A 21,852-nucleotide genomic window follows, 5' to 3' on the forward strand; every position below is an offset into this window, starting at 1 on the left:
GTGCTAGGAATCGCATATGCCGCAAGGATCCTCTCAGCCGCCGCACCCGGGGGTGCCGCACCGGGTCGTCGTGATCGTGGACGAGGGCACCAACCCCTTCGAGGTGGGCGTCGCGACGGAACTGTTCGGCCTGCCCAGACCCGAACTGGGCGTTCCTGGACCGCCGTACACGGTGACGCTGTGCACACCCGCCCCGCGGATCCGGATGAACCACGGCTTCTTCATCCTGACCGGCGTACCCGGCCTGGAAGCGGTGGATGAGGCCGACACCCTCGTCGTACCCGGACGCCCCGACAACGTCGTACCGCGCGGAGCCGACGTCCTGGACGCCATCCGGCGCACGCACGCGCGCGGGGCGCGCATCGTCAGCTTCTGCACCGGCAGCTTCGCCCTCGCCGAGGCCGGACTGCTCGACGGGCGCCGGGCCACCACCCACTGGATGTGGGCGGACGCCTTCCGGGACCTGCATCCCAAGGTGCTGCTGGAGCCGGACGTCCTCTTCGTGGACGAGGGCGACCTCCTCACCGCCGCCGGCAGCGCGGCCGCACTCGACCTCGGGCTGCACCTCTGGCGCCGCGACCACGGCGCCGAACTCGCCGCCGCCGTCTCCCGGCGCCTGGTGTTCGCCGCCCACCGTGACGGCGGCCAGCGGCAGTTCGTGGAGCGCCCGGTTCCCGAGGTGCCCGACGAGTCGCTCGGTCCGTTGCTGGCCTGGGCGCAGGAGCGGCTGGGCGAACCGCTGACCGTGGCCGACCTCGCCGCCCGCGCGGCCGTCAGCCCCGCCACCCTGCACCGTCGCTTCCGCGCCCAGCTGGGTACGACCCCGCTCGCCTGGCTCACCGGGGAGCGGGTGGCGCTGGCCTGCCGGCTGATCGAGCGGGGTGAGGAGCGCCTGGACGTCGTCGCGGCCCGCAGCGGCCTGGGTACGGCGGCCAACCTGCGGGCCCGGCTGCGCCGGGAGACGGGGCTCAGCCCGTCGGCGTACCGGAGGCGGTTCGGTCCGGCCACACCGTGACGATCGACGCACGGCGGGGAACGGTACCCGCATGAGACTCCTCGTACACGACCGGCTGCTCGGCATCGGCGACGACTACTGGATCGAGGACGAGCACGGCCGCAAGGTCTTCCTCGTCGACGGCAAGGCCATGCGGCTGCGGGACACCTTCCAGCTGAAGGACGCCCACGGGCGCGTGCTGATCGACATCCACCAGAAGATGCTGGCGCTGCGCGACACCATGGTGATCGAGCGGGACGGCGAGGGCCTGGCCACCATCAGGCGCAAACGGCTGTCCCTGCTGCGCAACCACTACCGGGTGTCCCTGGTCGACGGCACCGAGCTGGACGTCAGCGGCCGGATCCTCGACCACGAGTTCGCCATCGAGTACGACGGCGAACTCCTGGCCGTGATCTCCCGCCGCTTCCTGTCCCTCCGCGACACCTATGGCGTCGACATCGTGCGCGAGGACGCGGACCCGGCCCTGCTGATCGCGGTGGCGGTGTGCGTGATCCATCTGGCGCAGAAGGAGCGGGAGGAGGACTGACGGGCCTGAGAACTGCCCGCTAGTGGCGCGGTGGCTCCAGGCCCAGCACGCGGTCCTTCAGCGCCGGGAACTGCTCGCGGGTGGCCGCCACCCTCGCCGGGTCGAAGTCGACGGTGAGGACCTCCTCGTCGGAGCCCGCCTCGGCGAGCACCTCGCCCCATGGATCCACCACGATCGAGTGACCGGCCTGCGGAACTCCCGCATGGGTCCCGGCCGTTCCACAGGCGAGCACGAACGCCTGGTTCTCCACCGCCCGTGCCTGAGCCAGCAGCGTCCAGTGCGCGCGTCGCCGCTCGGGCCAGCCCGCCGGGATCACCAGGGTCTCGGCGCCGGCGTCGACCAGCGACCGGAACAGTTCGGGGAAACGGAGGTCGTAGCAGGTGGCCACGCCGAGCGTGGTCCCGGGCAGCCGGACCGTCACCAGGTCCTGCCCGGCGCCCATCAGTACGGCCTCGCCCTTGTCGAAGCCGAAGCGATGGATCTTGCGGTAGGCGGCGGCCAGCTCACCGGAGGGGGAGAAGACGAGAGAGGTGTTGTAGAGCGGACCCTCCGGGTCTCGCTCGGGGACGGACCCCGCGTGCAGCCACACGCCCGCGTCGCTCGCCGCCTTGGCCATCGTCTCGTACGTCGGCCCTTCGAGCGGCTCGGCCTCGCGGCCGAAATCCTCGTAGGCGAAGGCTCCGGTGGTCCACAGCTCGGGCAGGACCACCAGGTCGGCACCGGCCTGTTCCCGGACCAGCGCGGCCACCCGCTGCCGCCGGGAGTCGACCGATTCGTCCTCGTTCACGGCGATCTGGATCAGCGAGGCGCGCACACTACCACCGTCCTGGAATTCGAGTCGTCCACACAGGCCTACGATCGTCACACGAAAGCACTGCCGGGCTGCCTGGAGGCAGCGTAACTTAGCGTTCCAGACACCCGCCGCCGTGCCGCCGACGCCCGCTGGCAACGCCGCCACAACCTGCCCGTGTACCGACCGCCGAGGGGTCCCGTTCCGTGAGTCTGCATCCCACCCTCCAGCCCTACGCCGACGCCTGGACGCACTCCATCGAAGCGATATCCGAGATGGTCCAGTCGCTCGCGGAGGGCGAGTGGAACCGGCGGACCCCCTGCCCCGGCTGGTCGGTCCGGGACATCGTGTCGCACGTCATCGGCATGGACTGCGAGATGCTCGGCGACCCGCGCCCGATCCACTCCCTCCCCCGTGACCTCTTCCATGTCACCAACGAGCACCAGCGCTACATGGAGATGCAGGTCGACGTCCGCCGCCACCACACGGCGCCGGAGATGACGGCCGAGCTGGAGTACACGGTCATCCGCCGCAACCGCCAGCTGCGGGGCGAGTCCCGCGACCCCGGCACGACGGTCCGCGGCCCGCTGGGCAGCGAGATCACGGTGGAACAGGCCTACCGCGCCCGCGCCTTCGACGTATGGGTGCACGAGCAGGACCTGCGTTGGGCCCTCGGCTGCCCCGGCAACCTGGACTCGCCGGGCGCGTACGTGGCCCGGGACGTCCTGCTGGAGGCGCTCCCCAAGGTCGTCGCGAAGAACGCGGACGCACCGCGCAGTTCGGCCGTCGTCTTCGACGTGCACGGCCCGGTGGAGTTCCTGCGCACCATCCGCGTCGACATTCAGGGCCGCGGCACCCTGGAGACCGCCCCGGCCCTCGGACCCGCCGCCACCCTCACCCTCGACTGGGAGACCTACGTCCGCCTGGCCTGCGGCCGCGTGACGCCGGAGGCGGCCGCCGACAAGGTGAAGACGGAGGGCGACCCGGACCTGGCGGCGGCGATCCTGAGGCACTTCGCGGTGACGCCGTAGGCCGTGCCGTGACGGGAGGCCGCCGACGGCGGGCACCCGAGCAGGCTGCCCAGCCCTTCAGCCGACTGGGAACGAGTGGTGCGCGGGTGGGAGAAGACGGCTAGGCCGCCGGCACGTGCACCGTCTCCACCCGGCTCGCCACCAACCGCTCCCGCTCACGCCGGGCAGCCCGCCCCCGCAGCCGCAGGATCTGGGAGACACCGAGCGCCTGCAGCAGGAACACGGCGCTGAACGCCACCGCGTAGTCGTCGCCGGTGGCGTCCAGCAGCACCCCCACCGCGAACAACGTCGTCATCGAGGCGACGAATCCACCCATGTTGGTGATACCGGACGCGGTCCCCTGTCGCTCGGGCGGGTTGGCCGGCCGCGCGAAGTCGAACCCGAGCATCGAGGCCGGCCCACACGCCCCCAGCACCGCGCACAACACCACCAGCAGCCACATCGGCGCATGCGCGCCGGGATACGCCAGCGTCGAAGCCCACAGCAGCGCCGTCGCCCCGACCGTGCCCAGCGCCAGCGGCAGCCGTGCGGCCTGGTGCCGGGCGACGATCTGGCCGTACACCAGCCCGATCACCATGTTGGACAGCACGACCAGGGTGAGCAGTTCGCCGGCGGTGGCCCGGCTCAGCCCCTGCGCCTGCACCAGGAACGGCAGCCCCCACAGCAGCAGGAACACCATCGCCGGGAACTGGGTGGTGAAGTGCACCCACAGCCCGAGGCGGGTGCCGGGCTCCCGCCAGGCCGCCGCGATCTGCCGGCGGACGTAGGCGGCGCCCTGGTGCGGGGCCGGCTCGGGCTCGTGCCCCTCGGGGCGGTCCTTCAGGAACAGCAGCGTCAGCGCGAGGACGACGACACCCGCGAGCGCGCTGCCCGCGAAGGCGGGGGTCCAGCCGATGTCGTGCAGCAGCCGGGCGAGGACCAGCGTGGAGACCAGGTTGCCCGCCATGCCGACCAGCCCCGCGAGCTGCGCGACCAGCGGACCGCGCCGGGCCGGGAACCAGCGGGTGCCGAGCCGCAGCACGCTGATGAAGGTCATCGCGTCGCCGCAGCCCAGCAGGGCGCGGGAGGCGAGCGCGGTGCCGTACGACGGGGAGAAGGCGAAGCCCAGTTGCCCGGCCGTGAACAGCACGGCGCCGATGCTCAGCACCTTCTTGGTGCCGAGCCGGTCGACCAGCAGGCCGACGGGTATCTGCATGCCGGCGTAGACCAGCAGCTGGAGGATGGAGAACGTCGACAGGGCGGACGCGTTCACATGGAAGCGGTCCGCCGCGTCCAGCCCGGCCACGCCCAGTGACGTACGGAAGATGACGGCGACGAAGTAGACGGCGACGCCTATGGACCACACGGTGACGGCACGCCGGCCGCCCGGCGGATCACCCGGAAGGGTGAGGTTCCGCGCCGGCGCGCTCATCGGACCTCACCCCGGGCAAGGTGCTCGAACCAGGTCACGTGCCGGTGCACGGCCCCGACGGCCGCCTCCGCGTCGCCGGCGCGCAGCGCGTCCAGGATCTCCTCGTGCTCGGCCAGCGTCTTGGCGATCCGGTCGGGGTGGGAGTGCATGACGGCGACACCCATCCGCAACTGCCGGTCGCGCAGCTGGTCGTAGAGGCGGGACAGGATCTCGTTGCCGCCGCTGCGCACGATCTCGGCGTGGAAGTTGCGGTCGGTCACCGCGGCCGCGGCCAGGTCACCGGCGGCGGCCTGCGCCTTCTGCAGCTGAAGCAGCTCGGCCAATCGCTCGAGCAGACCGGGCGGGGCGGGTACGGCCTTGCGGGCGGCGTGCTCCTCGACCAGCTGGCGGGTCTCCACCACGTCGGCGATCTCCTGCGCGGAGACCGGCAGGACCAGCGCGCCCTTCTTCGGGTAGAGCCGGATCAGGCCCTCGACCTCCAGCCGCAGCAGCGCCTCCCGCACGGGCGTGCGCGAGACCCCGACGGCCTCGGCCAGCTCGCCCTCGGTGAGCAGGGTGCCGCCCTCGTAGCGGCGGTCGAGGACGCCCTGCTTGACATGGGCGTACACGCGGTCGGCGGCGGGCGGTGGCTTGGGGTCTCGGCGGGCGGGCTGCTGGACGGCCGTGTTCATGCCCACAGGATAGATACAACACGTACGCAAGAGGCGGCGGCGTCCAGCATCCGGACGTGACACACGTCGCGCGCGGCGGCCGCACAACCATCTGTGCTACTTACGTGTCTCACACGTGCGGCCCTCTGCTCTGCCAGTTCAACTCGGCCGCATCCAGGGGCATTTACGACAATCGGGGTATATCGCTTTGATTACCGGCATTAAGGGCACGCGCAGCACCCACCTCCGCAGAGCCGCCGCCGTCGCCGTCACCTCCGGCGCGCTGATCGCCACCGGTGCCCTCACCGCGGCGCCCGCTCAGGCGGTCACGACGCCCTCGATCGTGGCCAAGGGCGGCTACGTGATGAACAACACGGGCGGTTCGACGCTCTACACCAAGGCGGCGGACACCCGGCGCTCCACCGGCTCCACCACCAAGATCATGACCGCCAAGGTCGTGCTCGCGCAGTCGAACCTCAACCTCGACAAGCAGGTGACGATCCAGAAGGCGTACAGCGACTACGTCGTCCAGAACAACGCCTCCCAGGCGCACCTGATCGTCGGCGACAAGGTCACCGTCCGCCAGCTGCTGTACGGCCTGATGCTGCCGTCCGGCTGCGACGCCGCCTACGCGCTCGCCGACACCTACGGCAGCGGCACCACCCGTGCCGCGCGCGTGAGCAACTTCATCGGCAAGATGAACGCTGCCGCGAAGAGCCTGCACCTGACGAACACGCACTTCGACTCCTTCGACGGCATCGGCAACGGCAACAACTACTCGACGCCGCGCGACCTCACGAAGATCGCCAGCAGCGCGATGCAGAACTCCACGTTCCGCGCCATCGTCAAGACGAAGTCGTACACCGCGAAGACGGTCACCAAGACGGGCAGCACCCGCACGATGACCCCGTGGACCAACACCAACGGGCTGCTCAGCAGCTACAGCGGCACCATCGGTGTGAAGACGGGCTCCGGCCCGGAGGCCGGCTACTGCCTGGTCTTCGCCGCCACCCGCAACGGCAAGACGGTCATCGGCACCGTCCTGTCCTCCACCTCCATTCCCCAGCGTGAGTCGGACGCCAAGAAGCTCATGGACTACGGCTTCGCCAAGCTCGGCTGACACACCCCAGGCACACACGGGCCCGTCGCGACCAGCGGCGGGCCCGTTCTCGTCGCGGGGGCAGGAGTCGGCGTCAGCGCGAGAGGTTCCCTCCGTTCCGTCTCCGGTCGTCATCCCGAGGGGCAAGCTGGTCGTAGGTCTTGAAGGTGTACGAGGCGTCGTACGACAGCAGGTTGCCTTCGGCCGCCGGCAGGCCGAGGCGTCGGTCGAGGGCGCCGGTGAGAGGCCCGCAGTGTTCGGCGGACGGGGCGGTGAAGGTGTCGTCGTAGGCGGAGAACCCGATCACCGGGGGGTCCTGGGAGACCCACTTGGAGGGGCCGGAGCGCTTCAGCTGGAAATCGACGGGTGCGCCCGCGCCTATGGTGCAGCTGTGCGGCACCAGTGGGCCGAGGAGGCGGAACCGCAGGCTGAACCGCCCGGCGTAGAAGTCGGACCGGCCGCCGTACTCCGGCTGTATCGCCAGGCCCAGGACGGCCGCGCGATCGCCCGCGGGCGTGCCGGTCACTCCGCCCGGGACGGCGGTGGGGGAGCTGTGCATCGCACCCCACACCTGGCCGTTGCTGCCGTCCGGCATCGGGCCTTCGGCGTGCGTCATGGTGATCGGGGCGAGGTTCACCGTGACCTTGCCGAGGGTCAACCGCGGGGCTGCCGTGTGCACTTCGCACCTCCAGCGGGCCGGGTCGACGCCGTCGGGCAGTGCCGGGCAGTCGCCGAAGTCGGTCGCGGCTGCAGCAAAGACGCGAGGCGCCGAGTAGGCGACACCCGGTGCGCACACCGCCGCCGTACCGGCGAGGACGGCGGCGGCGCCCGCGAGGGCGGCGACACGGCGGACGGGGGAGGCGGGACCGGGGCGAGGAGCAGCGGTTTTCGTCATGGCACCAGCGTGCCGCCGTGGCCACTCCCTCACCATCCGTGACGTCCCCGACCCGACCCTGAGCTGTCCCTGATGCAACGTCAGGGAACCGCGCGGGCGCGGGCCCACCCGCCGAGACGTGAAGGGCGTCAGCCGAGGCCGGGAATCCGGATCCGCCGGAGTTCGTCCACCTTCAGTGCCCTGGCCAGCAGCAGATAGACGACGGCGAGGGCGAGCGTGCCGGCGGTGGTCGTGAGGGCCGTGCCCGCCGTACCGTGCCCCAGCACCCCGACACAGCCCCGCGCCGCGGCCCAGCCGGCCACCCCCGCGGCGCCCGCGGCGCACAGCAGCCGGGCGTAGGTGCCGCGCAGGGTGCCGTCGTCCAGCCGGCCACCGGTGCGGCGGGCCAGCAGACGTGCGGTGAGGAGGAGCCCGGCGAAGTAGGAGACGGTGTAGGCGCCGGCCATGCCGGTGACCGCCCACCGGGCGGGCAGCAGCAGGTGGCAGGCGGTGGCGAGCGCGATGTTGACGGCCCCGATCCACACGGCCATGAAGAACGGCGTACGGGTGTCCTCGAAGGCGTAGAAGCCGCGCAGCAACAGGTACTGCGCGGAGAACGGGATCAGCCCGAGCCCGAAGGCCTGGAGCATGTGCCCCAGGGGCTGGGCCGTGGCGGCGTCGGTGGCGCCGTGGGCGAAGAGGAGGACGGCGATGTCCGGTCCGAGCGCGGTGAAGAGGACGGCGGCCGGGACGATCACGACCCCGCTGGCCCGCAGCGCCCGGGACAGATCGGCCCGCAGGTCACCGGTCCTGCCCTCGGCCGCCGCCTTGCTCATGCGCGGCAGCAGCGCCGTGACCAGGGACACGGTGACGACGGACTGGGGCAGCATCCAGATGGTCTGTGCGTAGCTGTAGGCGGTGTACCCGACGCCCGCCTTCGGGAGCTGCGTGTCGGCGGAGTTGGCGTAGTGGGTGACGACGGTGAGGGCGACCAGATTGGTCAGCACGAACAACAGTGTCCACTTCGCGGCGTGGACCCCGGAACCGAGTCCCGCGCCGCGCCAGTCGAAACGGGGCCGGAACCGGAAGCCGGCGGCGCGGGCGAAGGGGACGAGGGCGAGGGCCTGTACGGCGATCCCGAGGGTCGTACCGATTCCGAGCCAGCGGACCTGGGCGTCGGTGACGTCGGCGACGGAGCGGGGGACCGTCATCATCCCGAGGTAGACGCCGAACATCGCCACGAGGACCACGTTGTTGAGCACGGGCGTCCACATCATGGCGCCGAACCTCTCGCGAGCGTTCAGCACTTGGCCCATGATGGCGAACAGGCCGTAGAAGAAGATCTGCGGAAGCAGGAACCGGGCGAAGACGACGGTCAGCCGGAACGCCGCGTGCTCCCTGGGCGTATCCCTTATGTACAGGCTCACGATCTCCGGGGCCGCCCACACGGCGAGCGCGGTCCCGACGGCCAGCACGCTGACGACGAGGGTGACGAGCCGCTGTTCGTACGCCCGCCCACCGTCGGCATGGGTGGCCCGCGCCCGCACCAGCTGCGGCACCAGCACGGCGTTCAGCGCGCCGCCGATCAGCAGGGTGTACAGGCTGGTCGGCACGGTGTTGGCAGTGTTGTACGTGGTCGCGAGCAGCCCCGTTCCGAGCGCGGCCCCCTGCAGCATCTGCCGGATCAGCCCACTGGCCCGCGATACGACGGTGCCACCGGCCATGAGCACAGAGGCCCGCCCGGCGCCCGCCTCCACCCTGGGTTTCGCGTGCCGGGCTGCCGCCTTCTCCCCCGTTACCATGCCGTGAATGTAAGGCAGTTGGGGTCATCGGCTGCCACCGGGCCCGCGCCGCCCCGCAGTTCGCCGGACCGATCCGCGGCGACATCGTCGCCCACACCGCACCGAACGCCCAACTATCCCCGTGAACAAGGACACCTGGGCCGATACGCCTCATACTCGTCGGCCGTTGTAAGGTGCCGATGACCATGTACACGATGAATCGGGGAACAGTGCATCTCTCTCTGAAGGCCGCGACCGTCACCGCTTCGCTCATCGGCGCCACGGCGTTCGCGATCGCACCGGCCGGCGCCGCGCCCGCGCAGACCACCGCGAAGACCACTTCCGCGGCCGCGTTCAGCTGCCACGTCTACAACCAGTCCGGCTCGGAGTTGAACGTGCGCAGCGGGGCCGGGACGACGTACTCCGTCATCGGCACCATCCCCGCCAAGGGCAAGCTGCCGTGCGGCAGCCTCGGCGAGAGCTCCGTGAACCGTCAGCGGTACAAGGCGTGCGGCATCACCAGCAACGAGTGGATGACCGTCCGGATCAACGGCCACGACGGCTGGGTGGCCGTGGCGTGCGTGGCACTGGGCGTCTGAGCACCTGAGTCCCACCGAGCCGCCAGGGGACGCCGCTGCCCTTCCCGGCGGATGAGCAGGATGCCGCCGCCCGTCGGCCTACTCCTGGCGGCTGGTGCGTGGGGGACGCCCCGGACGAGCTGCCCGCACTACGACAGCGAACCGGGCCGCCGTTCCTCCTACCGAGCGGCCGTGGTCGCCGGCGGGCTCCGTCCCGGATGGGCCGTGGAGGACGGTGTCGGCGCCCATTTCATGAAGACGGCGTCCTGGGGGCGGTGACGCGTACGCCGGGAGAGCCAGGTCGGTGAGGAGCGACTCGCCGTTGCCATGTCTGTGTTTTTCGGGGAACTTCATCCTCAATCGTGAACCTCCCGCTTGCAGCTGGCATATTCGATTTCCTCCGCTCTACGTTCCGCAGCGGAGGTGGTTCACATGAGCGAACCCAGCAAGCGACCCGACTCGTCCGAACGGCACGAGGCCATCGACATCAGCGACTTCGTGTACGCGGCGACCGGAGCCCGTGTGCGGAGGCTGACCATGCCGGACGGGAGTCACTGGTTTCCGGCGGTGGATGTGTGCAAGGAGCTCGGGCACACCAACCCGCAAAAGGCACTCGCCGACCATGTGCCGACCGACCATCGAGAGTCTCTCGAGACCCTAACTGGAGGTTACGGTCTCAGCATTCCCGCAGGTAGAGAGTGGCGCCGAGACCTGAATGTCATCTCACTCCAAGGTCTCATCCTTCTCGTCAACGCCTGCACCAAACCCGCCTGCGCCCCCTTCAAGCAGTGGGCCGCCGAGGTCATCGAGACCGTGCAGCGGGAGGGTTCCTACACCCTGGAAGAAGCCGAGGTGCAGCCCCTCGAGCCGGGCGCTCCGATCGCCTACGCCATGCCGGAGCAGGTCGCCGAGGCGATCGTCCGGCTCGAGGCGCACAACCTTCAATTGGACGAGGAGCTGGCGAACGGTCAGCGCAAATCGATCGCGCTGCAGGAGGAAACGCTGGTTCTGCAGAGGGAGTCCCTGACTCTGCAGCGGGAGATGCTGGCCACGCAGAAGGCCACCCTCGCCGTGCAGCAGGCCATGGTCCGGGCGATGGAACGGATCGCGGACCGGCTCGACGCCCTGGTCCTGGGCCCTCGGATGTCTGCCGGGCACGTCGGTGTGCTGCCCACCACGGAATCCGTACTGGCCGACTGGCGGCAACGCCTCTCCGTCACGGCGGACGTATGGGCCGTGGCCGTCGTCATCGCACCTGTCCTCGTGGAGAAGGGTGAGCTGCGGGAGCCGCTTGAATCGCTTGCCGCCCGTACGGGGCTCTCCGTGCACCGCGTCAACGAGTGTCTGCGCCTGCTGCGCAAGCACGCTTGTATCCGCTCTCGCGGTGGCGCCGAGGACGGGGCGCCTGTGTATGTGCTGAACCCGTCCTGAAAGGACCTCGAAGAACAGAGGGGCGGCCGCAAGACGATTTTGCGGCCGCCCCTCACGTTTTAAAACGCTACCGGTCCAGGACCGTCACGCCCAGGTAATCAACCTTTTCGGCTGCTCCAGAATCGCCGCCACGTCTGCCAGGACCTTGGAGCCGAGTTCGCCGTCGACCAGGCGGTGGTCGAAGCTGAGTGCCAGGGTCGTCACCTGACGCGGCTTGACCTTGCCCTTGTGGACCCAGGGCTGGAGCTTGATCGCGCCGATCGCGAGGATCGCCGACTCGCCGGGGTTGAGGATCGGCGTGCCGGTGTCGACGCCGAAGACGCCGACGTTGGTGATGGTCACCGTGCCGCCCTGCATGGCCGCCGGGGACGTCTTACCCTCGCGGGCCGTCGCCACCAACTCGCCCAGGGCCTCGGCCAGTTGGGGGAGCGTCTTGTCGTGCGCGTCCTTGATGTTGGGCACGATCAGGCCGCGCGGGGTGGCCGCCGCGATGCCCAGGTTGACGTAGTGCTTGACCACGATCTCCTGCGCCGCTTCGTCCCAGGACGCGTTGATCTGCGGGTTGCGCTTGATGGCGACCAGCAGGGCCTTGGCGATCAGCAGCAGCGGGTTGACCCGCAGGCCCTGCATCTCCTTGTCCTGCTTCAGCTCCTCGACCAGCTTCATCGTGCGGGTCACGTCGACCGTCACGAACTCCGTGACATGCGGCGCGGTGAACGCCGAGCCGACCATCGCCGCCGCCGTGGCCTTGCGGACACCCTTGACCGGGATACGGGTCTCACGCGTGCCGTCATAGGAGGCGACCGGGGCCGGCGCCACCGCAGGCGCGGCGACCGGGGCCGGTGCCGGCTCCGCCGGCTTCGGCGTGGCCGCTGCGTGGACGTCGTCGCGGGTGATGATGCCGTCCGGGCCGGACGGGGTGACCAGGGCCAGGTCGACGCCGAGGTCCTTGGCCAGCTTGCGCACCGGCGGCTTGGCCAGCGGGCGGGGCGTGCCGACGACCGCGCCGTGGCCGTGGCCGTTCAGCTCGGTCTGGATCGCCTGGGCCGGCGCCGGGACCGTGACCTCGGGACCCTTGCGGGGACGGCGCTTGGTGGAGGACGTCGACACGCCATAGCCGACCAGGACGGGCTGGCGGCCCTCCGGCTTGGCCTCCGGCTCCGGCTCCGACTCCACGGCAGCTGCCTGCGGCTGCTCGGCCGGGGCTTCGGCGGGTGCCGTGCCGGTCACTTCTACCGCGATGATGGAGGTGCCCACGTCGACCGTGGTGCCCTCGGGGAAGTGCAGTGCGCGGACCACGCCGTCGTAGGGGATGGGCAGTTCAACGGCCGCCTTGGCCGTCTCGACCTCACACACCACCTGCCCGTCGGTGACCGTGTCCCCGGGCTGGACGTACCACTTGAGGATCTCCGCCTCGGTGAGTCCCTCGCCGACGTCCGGCATCCTGAACTCACGTACCAGCGCTTGCGTCATCGTCGTCACGACCCTCTCCTCAGTACGCCAGCGAGCGGTCGACGGCGTCGAGCACACGGTCCAGGTCCGGCAGGTACTCCTCCTCCAGACGCGCCGGCGGATACGGGGCGTGATAGCCGCCCACCCGCAGCACCGGAGCCTCCAGGTGGTAGAAGCAGCGCTCGGTGATCCGAGCGGCGATCTCCGCTCCGGAGCCGAAGAACACCGGTGCCTCGTGGACCACGACCAGCCGGCGGGTCTTCTCCACCGAGGTCTGGATGGCGTCGAAGTCCAGCGGGGACACCGACCGCAGGTCCAGCACCTCCAGGCTCTTGCCCTCCTCGGCCGCGGCCGCCGCGGCCTCCTGGCACAGCTTCACCATCGGCCCGTACGCCGCCAGAGTGAGGTCGGTGCCCTCGCGGACGACCTGCGCCTTGTGGAGCGGGGCGGGGATGGCGTCGACGTCCACCTCCGCCTTGTCCCAGTAGCGGCGCTTGGGCTCGAAGAAGATCACCGGGTCGTCGCTCTGGATGGCCTGCTGCATCATCCAGTACGCATCCGACGCGTTGGAGGGAGAGACGATCTTCAGGCCGGCCACGTGCGCGAACAGGGCCTCGGGGGACTCCGAGTGGTGCTCGACCGCGCCGATGCCGCCGCCGTAGGGGATACGGACGACGACCGGCATCTTGACCTTGCCCAGCGAACGCGCGTGCATCTTCGCGAGCTGGGTGACGATCTGGTCGTAGGCCGGGAAGACGAAGCCGTCGAACTGGATCTCCACCACCGGGCGGTAGCCGCGCAGGGCCAGGCCGATCGCGGTGCCGACGATGCCGGACTCCGCGAGCGGGGTGTCGATGACGCGGCTCTCGCCGAAGTCCTTCTGCAGACCGTCCGTCACACGGAAGACACCGCCGAGCTTGCCGACGTCCTCACCCATCACCAGGACCTTGGGGTCCGTGTCCAGGGCGCGGCGCAGCGACTCGTTGATGGCCTTCGCCATCGCCATCTTCTCGGCCATCTCAGCGACCCCCTTCAGCGTCCGCGAACGACGCCTGGTAGGCGGCGAACTGCGCTCGTTCCTCGTCGACGAGCGCGTGCCCGTCCGCGTACACGTTCTCGAAGATGGCGAAGTGGTCCGGGTCGGGCATGGCGCGGACCGCTTCGCGCACTCGTTTGCCCAACGCCTCGGACTCGGCCTCGAGTTCCGCGAAGAATCCCTCGTCCGCGTGGTTTGAGGCCTCCAGGTACCGGCGGAGGCGCAGGATCGGGTCCTTCGCCTCCCAGGCCAGCCGCTCCTCATCCCCCCGGTAACGAGTGGGGTCGTCGGAGGTGGTGTGCGCGCCCATCCGGTAGGTGAACGCCTCGACCAGGGTGGGGCCCTCACCGCTGCGGGCCCGCTCCAGCGCCCACCGGGTCACCGCGAGACAGGCCAGCACGTCGTTGCCGTCCACCCGCACGCCCGGGAAACCGAAACCCTGCGCCCGCTGATACAACGGCACCCGGGTCTGCTTCTCGGTCGGCTCGGAGATGGCCCACTGGTTGTTCTGGCAGAAGAACACCACCGGCGCGTTGTAGACCGCGGAGAAGGTGAACGATTCGGCGACATCGCCCTGGCTGCTCGCGCCGTCGCCGAAGTAGGCGATGACCGCGCTGTCCGCGCCGTCCTTGGCGATGCCCATGGCGTAGCCGGTGGCGTGCAGCGTCTGGGAGCCGATGACGATCGTGTACAGGTGGAAGTTGTTGCTGTTCGGGTCCCAGCCGCCGTTGTTCACGCCGCGGAACATGCCGAGCAGGTTGGTCGGGTCGACATCGCGGCACCAGGCGACGCCGTGCTCGCGGTAGGTCGGGAAGACGTAGTCGTCGTCGCGCAGCGCTCGGCCGGAGCCGATCTGGGCGGCCTCCTGGCCGAGCAGGGAGGCCCACAGACCCAGCTCGCCCTGGCGCTGCAGGGCCGTGGCCTCGGCGTCGAAACGACGGGTGAGCACCATGTCGCGGTACAGGCCGCGCAGGTCTTCGGGGGTGATGCCGGCGACGTAGGCGTCGTACTCGGCGTTCTTGACCCGCTCACCCTCGGGCGTCAGCAGCTGTACGAGCTCCGGCTCGGTGCTCTTCGCGGTGGCGCGGGTGCTGCGGGTGGTGCGCTTGGTGCCGGTGGCTCCGGACTTGGTACCGGCCGTGCCGGTCTTGCTGCCGGTGGTGCCGGCCTTGCCTGCGGCGCTGCGTCGCGGCTTGCGCGCGGCACTGCTGTCCACGGTCACGTGTGCTCCTCCGTCGTTCCGGCCCCCGGGGTTGCCGGTAGGCCAGTGCGGCTCACCTGTTTCGACCACCGGGCACGGGGTGGGTGCCACTCGGCCGGGAACAGGCGTGACAGGTGCCCCGGCGAGCGCCCTGCAACCATCACGTTACCCACAGCTCCACATTTCTGTGAAACCCCACCTGACCTGCGATTTTGCTTGGATTTCCAAGTAAATCGGGGAGGTGTGGAAGCGTGCTGGTCACAGCCCTGCTTCAACGCCGAAGCAACGGAACGTTAACCCGCTCACCCGGGTCACGGGAAGAGTCGAATTGTTTGCGTGCGAGACCGGCTGCGCCGCTTATCTCGTCCATATCGAGGTCGAGAAGATCGGAAGCAGCGGAAAACTTTGATAAAGGCCGCGGCATGCTCACCACGTGACCGAAAGCGATCACCGGCGACCGCCTGTGACAAGCCCCAGCTCACAGCGGTTTTGGGTGCCCTAGCATCTGCGGCGTGCCGCGCTCATGTGTACCACCCGTTGTACCCAACGCGCCCCCTCTGGGCGCCCTGCTGCACCTGTACGCCGCCGGCACCGCCCTCACCTGTGAGCCGGTCGATCAGGGCCTGCTCAACCGCGGCTACCGGCTGCGCACCACCCGCGGCCGGTTTTTCCTCAAGCACCACTTCGATCCCGACACCGCCGACCCGGCCGCGATCGAGCGCCGGCACCGCGCCACCCAGCGCCTGGCCGACCTGGGCGTCCCCGTCTCGGTACCGCTCGCGCACCGTGAGGGCCGTACGGTCGCCGTCGTCGGCGGCCACGCCTACGCGCTGCACCCCTGGATCGACGGCAGGCACCGGCACGGCGGTCAGCTCACGCGCGGGGAGAGCGCACGCCTCGGCGCGCTCCTGGGCGCCGTGCACGCCTGTCTGGAGCGCGTGATGCCCCCCAAGGGGCGCACGCGGCCGGCCACAAGCCCCCACCCGGTGGAGAGCGCCGACCCGGCCGACACCTTCACCCTCATCGACGACCTGCTCGCCCATGTGCGCCGGCACCGGCCCGCCGACGCCTTCGACGAGCTGGCCCGGCACCGGCTGCTGGAACGCCGGGCGCTCCTGGAGCAGCACGCCGACCGGCGCCCGCCGCGCGGCGGCTCGGTGGGCTGGGTGCACGGCGACTTCCACCCGTTCAACGTGCTCTACAAGGGCGACGCCCCGGCGGCCATCGTCGACTGGGACCGGCTCGGCGTGCAGCCCCGCGCCGAGGAGGCCGTACGCGCCGCGGCGATCTTCTTCGTACGCCCGGTGGGCGCCCTGGACCTGCCGAAGGTACGCGCGTACGCGCGCGCGTACCGGCGCGCGGCCGGCGCCACGCCCTCCGAGCTGGCGGCGGCCGTGCGCCGGGTGTGGTGGGAGCGGCTGAACGACTTCTGGATGCTGCGCTGGCACTACGAACGCGGCGACACGCGCGCGGACTGCCAGTTCCCGGCCGCGTCCGCGCTCGTGGTGTGGTGGACACGCGAGTACGACGCGGTGTGCGACGCGTTCACCGAGTGACGGCGCCCGCCCTGCCGGTGCCGGCTCAGGGGGACGCCGTCGAGGGCGATGCCGGCATCCTTCAGCCGGTGGTGGCGCCGGTGTCGAGGCCGCCGTTCGTCGTGGGGCCTGCGTTCGTGCCGCCGTTCGTCGTGGGGCCTGCGTTCGTGCCGCCGTTCGTCGTGGCGCCGGTGTTCGTGCCACCGTCCGTCGTGCCGCCGTCCGTCGTGCCGCCGGTGTTCGTGCCACCGGTGTCCGTGCCACCCGTCGTCGTGCTGCCCGAGGACTGCGACGGCGAGGTCGACGGATCCGTCGGCTGGTCCGTCGGGCCCGTGCTCTGCGACTGCGAGGTCTGCGGGTCCGACGGGGTGTAGCCGGTGCTCCCCGAACCCGAGTCCGAGCCGTTGTCGGTGCTGGGGTCCGACGGCTGGTCGGTGGTGTCGTCCGACGGGCTCGGGGAGTCCGAGTGGTCCTGCGTGGACGTCGACTGCGTGGTCGGCGGCTTGGTGTCCGTGCCGTTGCCGTTGCCGTTGCCGGTGTTCTTGAGGGCGAACGCGACACCCGCCGCGATCGCGATGACCGCGAGGACGGCGAGGATCCACAGCTTGCCGCGGCCGCTGCCCTTGTTGCCGTGCCCCTCGAAGGCGCCGTCGTCGCCGTTGCCGTAGCGCTGCGGCAGGATCGGCTGCGGGATCTGCGCCGTCCCGGCACCGAAGTCGCCCGGGTGCTGCATCGCGGTCGTCCCCGTGAAACCGCCCGCCGGGGTGTGCCGGCCGTCGTGCGCCTCCACCGGGCCGGTGTTCCAGGTGCCGGTGTGCCCGCCCTGCTCGTAGAGCATCTGCAGGCCGTACTGGACCATGCCACGCATCTCCTCGGCCGTCTGGAACCGGTCGTCCGGCTCCTTGGCGAGCGAGCGCATGACCAGGCCGTCCAGTTCCGGCGGGCAGCCGTCGGAGAACTCGGAGGGCGGGGTCGGGATGTCCTGGACGTGCTGGTAGACCACCGACAGCGGGGTCTCACCGGTGAACGGGGGCCGCAGGGCGAGGAGTTCGTACAGCAGGCAGCCGGTCGCGTACAGGTCGGAGCGGTGGTCCACGGCCTTGCCGAGCGCCTGCTCCGGGGAGAGGTACTGCGGCGTGCCCATGACCATGCCGGTCTGTGTCATCGTTGTCGACGCGCCGTGCAGGGCCCGCGCGATGCCGAAGTCCATCACCTTGACGGCGCCGCTGTTCGTGATGATCACGTTGGCGGGCTTGATGTCGCGGTGCACGATGCCGTGCTGATGCGAGTAGGCGAGCGCGTCCAGCACCCCGGAGACGATGATCAGGGCCTGCTCGGGGCCCGGCGCCTCCGCGTTCAGCAGCAGGTCGCGGATGGTGCGGCCCTCGACCAGCTCCATCACGATGTACGGCACGGACTGACCGCCGACGAAGTCCTCGCCGGAGTCGTACACGGCGACGATCGCGTGGTGGTTGAGGCCGGCGACGGACTGCGCCTCGCGCGTGAAGCGGGCCTTGGAGACCGGGTCCTCCGCGAGGTCCGCGCGCAGCAGCTTCACCGCGACGGTACGGCCCAGCCGGACGTCCTCGGCGGCGAACACCTCGGCCATGCCGCCCCGGCCCAGCCGGTGCGTGAGCCGGTACCGGCCGTCGCCGACGAGCCCTCCGTTGCCCCACATCTCCGGCGCGTCCGACGTACCGCCGCCAGTCGCCTCGGGGTCGGACGGGCCCTGGGCGCGCTGCGTCTGGTCCATCAGTCCTCGCCGTCGTTTCTGCCCGCGGTGCGCGCGGTGTTGTTACGGTCTCCGTCGGCCACGCTACAGCCTCGGCGTGAGCCACCGGTTCGGAACCGGAACCGGGACGGGCCGAAGCCTGACCGGCCATGAAACCTGTAGCACGCGCTGTCGTGCAAATTCTGTGGACCGCTCGTACGCCCCCTGTAACGCTTGCGCGACGCTTCTTGCGCGTACGGTCACGGAACGGGCACCGAGCTTGACGTGTCAGTGCCCTGGGGCAGACTTGGCCGGGAATGACGCATTCGATCAAGGGCCCTGCGATCAGCGAAGGCGCCGGACGGCCAGTGGGGGACGGGGAGAGATGAGCCAGGACGGCGCGCACGACCGGCACGCGGGGCAGTCGCTGGCGGGCGGTCGCTACCAGCTGCGGGACCTGCTCGGCCAGGGCGGCATGGCCTCGGTGCACCTGGCGTACGACGCCGTGCTCGACCGCCAGGTCGCGATCAAGACCCTTCACACGGAACTCGGCCGGGAACAGGCGTTCCGCGAGCGCTTTCGCCGCGAGGCCCAGGCCGTGGCGAAGCTCACGCACACCAACATCGTGTCGGTCTTCGACACCGGCGAAGACGATCTCGGTGGCCTGACCACTCCGTACATCGTCATGGAGTACGTCGAGGGCCGCCCGCTGGGCTCGGTCCTCGACGAGGACGTCCGGCAGTACGGCGCGATGCCCGCCGACAAGGCGCTGAAGGTCACCGCGGACGTACTGGCCGCGCTGGAGATCAGCCACGAGATGGGGCTGGTCCACCGCGACATCAAGCCGGGCAACGTGATGGTGACCAAGCGTGGCGTGGTCAAGGTCATGGACTTCGGCATCGCCCGCGCCATGCAGTCCGGTGTGACGTCGATGACGCAGACCGGCATGGTCGTCGGCACCCCGCAGTACCTCTCGCCCGAGCAGGCCCTCGGCCGGGGCGTGGACGCCCGTTCCGACCTGTACTCGGTCGGCATCATGCTGTTCCAGCTGGTCACCGGGCGGCTGCCGTTCGACGCGGACTCCCCGCTGGCGATCGCGTACGCGCATGTGCAGGAGGAGCCGGTCGCGCCGTCCTCGATCAACCGTTCGCTGCCGCCCGCGGTGGACGCGCTGGTCGCCCGGGCCCTGAAGAAGAACCCGAACGAGCGTTTCCCGACCGCCGAGGCCATGCGCGACGAGTGCCTGCGCATCGCCGCGTCCTTCCAGGCGGCCGCGCCGAGCATCGTGCCGGGCGCCGGGCCGGTGCAGAGCGGCGCGGGCGTCGGCTCCGCGGTGTTCCCGCCGGTCGACCGGACCGCCCAGGCGGCCCCCGGCCCGGTCCAGACGCCGTACCAGCCGGGCCCGTACGGCGCCCCGCAGACCCCACCGCAGGCGACCGCCCCGGCCTACGGCTATCCGCAGCAGGGACAGCCGAGCGGCTACCAGACGCCGCCTCCGCTGGGTTACGGCCCGCAGGCCGCGCCGACCCCGCCGCCGTACACGATCTCGCCGCAGACGGCCGCGCAGCCGTCCGCTCCGGGCTCCGGCGGGGGCAAGAGCAACAAGCCGGTGATCATCGGCTCGGTCGCGGTGTCGCTCGTCGCGGTCGTCGCCCTGATCGTCGCTCTGACGCTGAACAGCGGCGGCACCGGCGGCAAGGGTGGCACCGGCGGCGCGAGCGCCTCGGCGAGCGCCTCGGCATCCGCTTCCCACCCGGCGGGCTACCGCGGGCCCGACCGGACCCGGGTGATCGACAAGACCAAGTGCACGGAACCGTACAAGTCCTGGGACGACGAGACCAAGGTCGAGCTGCCCGACTTCCGGTACAAGGACATCAACTCGGTGAAGGCGTGCTTCCAGGCCGCGCAGTGGAAGTACACGATCAAGCAGGTGAACGACAACACCTGGGGTGACGGCACGGTGATCGACCAGTTCCCCTCCGCGGACACGGCGGTCGACCCGAAGAACCCGGGCACCATCGAGCTGAGCGTCTCGAACGGCAGTCCCGCCTGACATCACCAGGCTTCCCGGACAGCTTCCGGGACAAAGGTCGGGCCCGGCACTTCACGTGCCGGGCTCCGGTCGTTTCAGGTGTGGCTTGGGGGTTTTTCAGGTACGGCCCGGGCGTTTCGGATACGGCCTGGGGTGTTACGGGTACGACCTGGGACGTTTACAGGTACGGGCCGCCGGACCGGCCGCCCGCGCGCGGGTCGTCGCCCTCGTGTCCCGTCACGCCGGGCGGAAGCGCGCGGCGCATCTGCTCCAACTGGGCCCGCGCGGCCATCTGCTGGGCGAACAGCGTCGTCTGGATCCCGTGGAAAAGGCCCTCCAGCCAGCCCACCAACTGCGCCTGTGCGATGCGCAGTTCCGCGTCACTCGGGGTGGCGTCGTCGGTGAACGGCAGGGAGAGCCGCTCGAGTTCCTCGACCAGCTCCGGCGCGAGGCCGTCCTCCAGCTCCTTCACCGAGCTGGCATGGATCTCCTTCAGCCGTACCCGGCTCGCCTCGTCCAGAGGGGCCGCGCGCACCTCCTCCAGGAGCTGCTTGATCATGCTGCCGATGCGCATGACCTTGGCCGGCTGTTCCACCTGATCCGTCACCGGGGTCTCACGGGACTCGTCGTTCCCGTTGCCGCCGAGCGCCATCCCGTCCTGGCCCACGACGAGGATCTGGGGGTTCTCCGGCGACCGTTCGTTCCTCGGCATCTCCATGCCGCCATTCTCTCGCACCCGTACACCTCATCACCGTGGTGCCCCCTCATGGGGCTGATCCACCGTTTAGACCCGACGGCCCAATCTGAAATGCCCGTTTTGTCATTGAATGTGAGGCTAATTTCTGTCGGTCAACCATCGATCACGACACCGGGCTCCGGGAGGTCACCGACGTGACTCCATGGCTGCGCATCACCCCCCGCTGCATACGGCTGCTGCTCACCCTCGCGGTGGCCCTGCCCGCGTACGGCATCGGCACCGAACAGGCCACGACCACGTACGCCGCCGAGCTCACCCCGAGAAGCTCGGCCGACCCCGGCCCCGACCCACCGGACCGGCCGGCCCCCGCCGCAGCGGGCCACTCCGCCCCCGGAAACACGGACCACCACGCATCCACGGATCCGGGGCGCCCGCCCCGCACCGGCCGCCCGGAACCCTCGGCGCACGGCGGCCGCCGGCCCACGGACAGTGGCGCTTCAGCACCTCCGAAGTCCACCGGCCCCGGGCACAGTCGGAGTCGGGGTGAGAGTGACGGCCACAGTCACGGGCACAGCCCCGGACACGTCTCTCCCATACCCTCCGATTCCGCCTCGGCCTCGTACCGTCCGGCAGCCGTCGAACCGACGCGTGCGGGCAGCCGGGCCGGCGAGGGGCGGATGCGGCCGGGCCGACCGGACGGCCCCGCGGCCGAGGTCGAGGGCGACGACGACCCCGTGCCGCCCCACACTCCCCGCACCGGCCGGGCGGAGGAACCGGAGACCGCAGACCTTCCGCCCCCGACACCGGCGGCCTCCACCGCCCCCGACGAGGCCGGCCTCGACCACCCCCCGGCCTCGAACGCCGCCACCGAGGGCTCGAACGCCTCCGAGCCGGTCCTGCAGATCCTCCCCCTGGGCAGCGGGCTGATCCTCATAGGCCTGGGCCTCGCCCTGGCCTTCCTGGGCCTCAGACTCCGCAGAGACTGACCCGCCCCGCCGACAG

General features: G+C 70.6%; 19 protein-coding genes. 9 read left to right on the forward strand and 10 right to left on the reverse strand.

Annotated features, from left to right (window positions below; genetic code table 11):
* The first annotated feature begins 16 nt into the window (after positions 1-16).
* The gene (locus tag FB563_RS13855) at positions 17-1,015 is read left to right on the forward strand and encodes a helix-turn-helix domain-containing protein (RefSeq protein WP_055706617.1); all 999 of its coding nucleotides are present in this window, start codon (positions 17-19) and stop codon (positions 1,013-1,015) included.
* A 31-nt stretch (positions 1,016-1,046) separates the two neighbouring features.
* The gene (locus FB563_RS13860) at positions 1,047-1,541 is read left to right on the forward strand and encodes an LURP-one-related/scramblase family protein (RefSeq protein WP_055706616.1); all 495 of its coding nucleotides are present in this window, start codon (positions 1,047-1,049) and stop codon (positions 1,539-1,541) included.
* 19 nt (positions 1,542-1,560) lie between these two features.
* Here FB563_RS13860 and FB563_RS13865 read toward each other — a convergent pair whose 3' ends face one another.
* The gene (locus FB563_RS13865) at positions 1,561-2,355 is read right to left on the reverse strand and encodes a carbon-nitrogen family hydrolase (RefSeq protein WP_055706615.1); all 795 of its coding nucleotides are present in this window, start codon (positions 2,353-2,355) and stop codon (positions 1,561-1,563) included.
* Positions 2,356-2,537: 182 nt separating this feature from the next.
* Between FB563_RS13865 and FB563_RS13870 the strand changes: the two genes are divergently transcribed.
* Entirely contained in the window at positions 2,538-3,362 is an 825-nt protein-coding gene (locus tag FB563_RS13870; protein WP_055706614.1) for a maleylpyruvate isomerase family mycothiol-dependent enzyme, read from the forward strand.
* Positions 3,363-3,462: 100 nt separating this feature from the next.
* Here FB563_RS13870 and FB563_RS13875 read toward each other — a convergent pair whose 3' ends face one another.
* Both FB563_RS13875 and FB563_RS13880 read right to left on the reverse strand, forming a co-directional pair.
* The gene (locus FB563_RS13875) at positions 3,463-4,773 is read right to left on the reverse strand and encodes an MFS transporter (protein WP_055706613.1); all 1,311 of its coding nucleotides are present in this window, start codon (positions 4,771-4,773) and stop codon (positions 3,463-3,465) included.
* The gene (locus tag FB563_RS13880; protein ID WP_055706612.1) at positions 4,770-5,444 is read right to left on the reverse strand and encodes a GntR family transcriptional regulator; all 675 of its coding nucleotides are present in this window, start codon (positions 5,442-5,444) and stop codon (positions 4,770-4,772) included. The genes FB563_RS13875 and FB563_RS13880 overlap by 4 nt, the downstream gene beginning before the upstream one ends.
* 187 nt (positions 5,445-5,631) lie before the next feature.
* Between FB563_RS13880 and FB563_RS13885 the strand changes: the two genes are divergently transcribed.
* Entirely contained in the window at positions 5,632-6,543 is a 912-nt protein-coding gene (locus FB563_RS13885) for a D-alanyl-D-alanine carboxypeptidase family protein (protein ID WP_055706611.1), read from the forward strand.
* 73 nt (positions 6,544-6,616) lie between these two features.
* On the opposite strand, the gene FB563_RS13890 is transcribed toward FB563_RS13885, so the two are convergent.
* Positions 6,617-7,417, reverse strand: coding sequence for a hypothetical protein (locus FB563_RS13890; RefSeq protein WP_142218683.1), 801 nt, complete (start codon positions 7,415-7,417; stop codon positions 6,617-6,619).
* A gap of 128 nt (positions 7,418-7,545) precedes the next feature.
* Positions 7,546-9,120 carry a murein biosynthesis integral membrane protein MurJ gene (gene murJ, locus FB563_RS13895; RefSeq protein WP_142219060.1) on the reverse strand — a complete coding sequence of 525 codons (1,575 nt, stop codon included), beginning with the start codon at positions 9,118-9,120 and terminating at the stop codon, positions 7,546-7,548.
* Between the two features lie 272 nt (positions 9,121-9,392).
* Between murJ and FB563_RS13900 the strand changes: the two genes are divergently transcribed.
* Both FB563_RS13900 and FB563_RS13910 read left to right on the forward strand, forming a co-directional pair.
* On the forward strand, positions 9,393-9,776 hold the full coding sequence (locus FB563_RS13900) for an SH3 domain-containing protein (protein WP_142218684.1): 384 nt from the start codon (positions 9,393-9,395) through the stop codon (positions 9,774-9,776).
* Between the two features lie 411 nt (positions 9,777-10,187).
* The gene (locus tag FB563_RS13910) at positions 10,188-11,186 is read left to right on the forward strand and encodes a BRO-N domain-containing protein (RefSeq protein ID WP_055710262.1); all 999 of its coding nucleotides are present in this window, start codon (positions 10,188-10,190) and stop codon (positions 11,184-11,186) included.
* An 84-nt stretch (positions 11,187-11,270) separates the two neighbouring features.
* On the opposite strand, the gene FB563_RS13915 is transcribed toward FB563_RS13910, so the two are convergent.
* From FB563_RS13915 to pdhA, 3 genes are read right to left on the reverse strand one after another with little or no spacing between them, the layout of a single operon-like run.
* Positions 11,271-12,668, reverse strand: a complete 1,398-nt coding sequence (locus FB563_RS13915) for a dihydrolipoamide acetyltransferase family protein (RefSeq protein WP_055710263.1) — start codon at positions 12,666-12,668, stop codon at positions 11,271-11,273.
* 10 nt (positions 12,669-12,678) lie between these two features.
* Positions 12,679-13,656 (reverse strand): alpha-ketoacid dehydrogenase subunit beta, encoded by a 978-nt coding sequence (locus FB563_RS13920; protein ID WP_055710264.1) that lies wholly within the window; start codon positions 13,654-13,656, stop codon positions 12,679-12,681.
* Between the two features lies 1 nt (position 13,657).
* Entirely contained in the window at positions 13,658-14,896 is a 1,239-nt protein-coding gene (gene pdhA / locus FB563_RS13925; RefSeq protein WP_055710265.1) for a pyruvate dehydrogenase (acetyl-transferring) E1 component subunit alpha, read from the reverse strand.
* Between the two features lie 491 nt (positions 14,897-15,387).
* On the opposite strand from pdhA, the gene FB563_RS13930 reads away from it, so the two are divergent.
* Positions 15,388-16,431, forward strand: a complete 1,044-nt coding sequence (locus FB563_RS13930) for a phosphotransferase (RefSeq protein ID WP_199833036.1) — start codon at positions 15,388-15,390, stop codon at positions 16,429-16,431.
* 61 nt (positions 16,432-16,492) lie between these two features.
* Here FB563_RS13930 and FB563_RS13935 read toward each other — a convergent pair whose 3' ends face one another.
* Positions 16,493-18,163 carry a protein kinase domain-containing protein gene (locus tag FB563_RS13935; protein ID WP_079049121.1) on the reverse strand — a complete coding sequence of 557 codons (1,671 nt, stop codon included), beginning with the start codon at positions 18,161-18,163 and terminating at the stop codon, positions 16,493-16,495.
* Positions 18,164-18,506: 343 nt separating this feature from the next.
* On the opposite strand from FB563_RS13935, the gene FB563_RS13940 reads away from it, so the two are divergent.
* Entirely contained in the window at positions 18,507-20,174 is a 1,668-nt protein-coding gene (locus FB563_RS13940; protein WP_055710266.1) for a Stk1 family PASTA domain-containing Ser/Thr kinase, read from the forward strand.
* A gap of 157 nt (positions 20,175-20,331) precedes the next feature.
* Here the strand turns inward: FB563_RS13940 and FB563_RS13945 are convergent, their stop codons facing one another.
* A complete protein-coding gene (locus FB563_RS13945) occupies positions 20,332-20,871 on the reverse strand; it encodes a bacterial proteasome activator family protein (RefSeq protein ID WP_055710267.1) in 540 nt (179 codons plus the stop codon).
* A 173-nt stretch (positions 20,872-21,044) separates the two neighbouring features.
* On the opposite strand from FB563_RS13945, the gene FB563_RS13950 reads away from it, so the two are divergent.
* A complete protein-coding gene (locus FB563_RS13950; protein ID WP_142218685.1) occupies positions 21,045-21,836 on the forward strand; it encodes a hypothetical protein in 792 nt (263 codons plus the stop codon).
* Positions 21,837-21,852 lie beyond the last annotated feature (16 nt).

Source organism: Streptomyces puniciscabiei, from assembly GCF_006715785.1.
Lineage (GTDB): Bacteria > Actinomycetota > Actinomycetes > Streptomycetales > Streptomycetaceae > Streptomyces > Streptomyces puniciscabiei.

Bases quoted from the DNA above. Each gene is read 5' to 3' on its own strand.
- FB563_RS13855 (WP_055706617.1), top strand. From the start codon at position 17: ATGCCGCAAGGATCCTCTCAGCCGCCGCACCCGGGGGTGCCGCACCGG.
- FB563_RS13860 (WP_055706616.1), top strand. From the start codon at position 1,047: ATGAGACTCCTCGTACACGACCGGCTGCTCGGCATCGGCGACGACTAC.
- FB563_RS13875 (WP_055706613.1), bottom strand. From the start codon at position 4,773: ATGAGCGCGCCGGCGCGGAACCTCACCCTTCCGGGTGATCCGCCGGGC.
- FB563_RS13880 (WP_055706612.1), bottom strand. From the start codon at position 5,444: ATGAACACGGCCGTCCAGCAGCCCGCCCGCCGAGACCCCAAGCCACCG.
- FB563_RS13890 (WP_142218683.1), bottom strand. From the start codon at position 7,417: ATGACGAAAACCGCTGCTCCTCGCCCCGGTCCCGCCTCCCCCGTCCGC.
- murJ (WP_142219060.1), bottom strand. From the start codon at position 9,120: ATGGCCGGTGGCACCGTCGTATCGCGGGCCAGTGGGCTGATCCGGCAG.
- FB563_RS13900 (WP_142218684.1), top strand. From the start codon at position 9,393: ATGAATCGGGGAACAGTGCATCTCTCTCTGAAGGCCGCGACCGTCACC.
- FB563_RS13910 (WP_055710262.1), top strand. From the start codon at position 10,188: ATGAGCGAACCCAGCAAGCGACCCGACTCGTCCGAACGGCACGAGGCC.
- FB563_RS13920 (WP_055710264.1), bottom strand. From the start codon at position 13,656: ATGGCCGAGAAGATGGCGATGGCGAAGGCCATCAACGAGTCGCTGCGC.
- FB563_RS13935 (WP_079049121.1), bottom strand. From the start codon at position 18,163: ATGGACCAGACGCAGCGCGCCCAGGGCCCGTCCGACCCCGAGGCGACT.
- FB563_RS13940 (WP_055710266.1), top strand. From the start codon at position 18,507: ATGAGCCAGGACGGCGCGCACGACCGGCACGCGGGGCAGTCGCTGGCG.
- FB563_RS13945 (WP_055710267.1), bottom strand. From the start codon at position 20,871: ATGGAGATGCCGAGGAACGAACGGTCGCCGGAGAACCCCCAGATCCTC.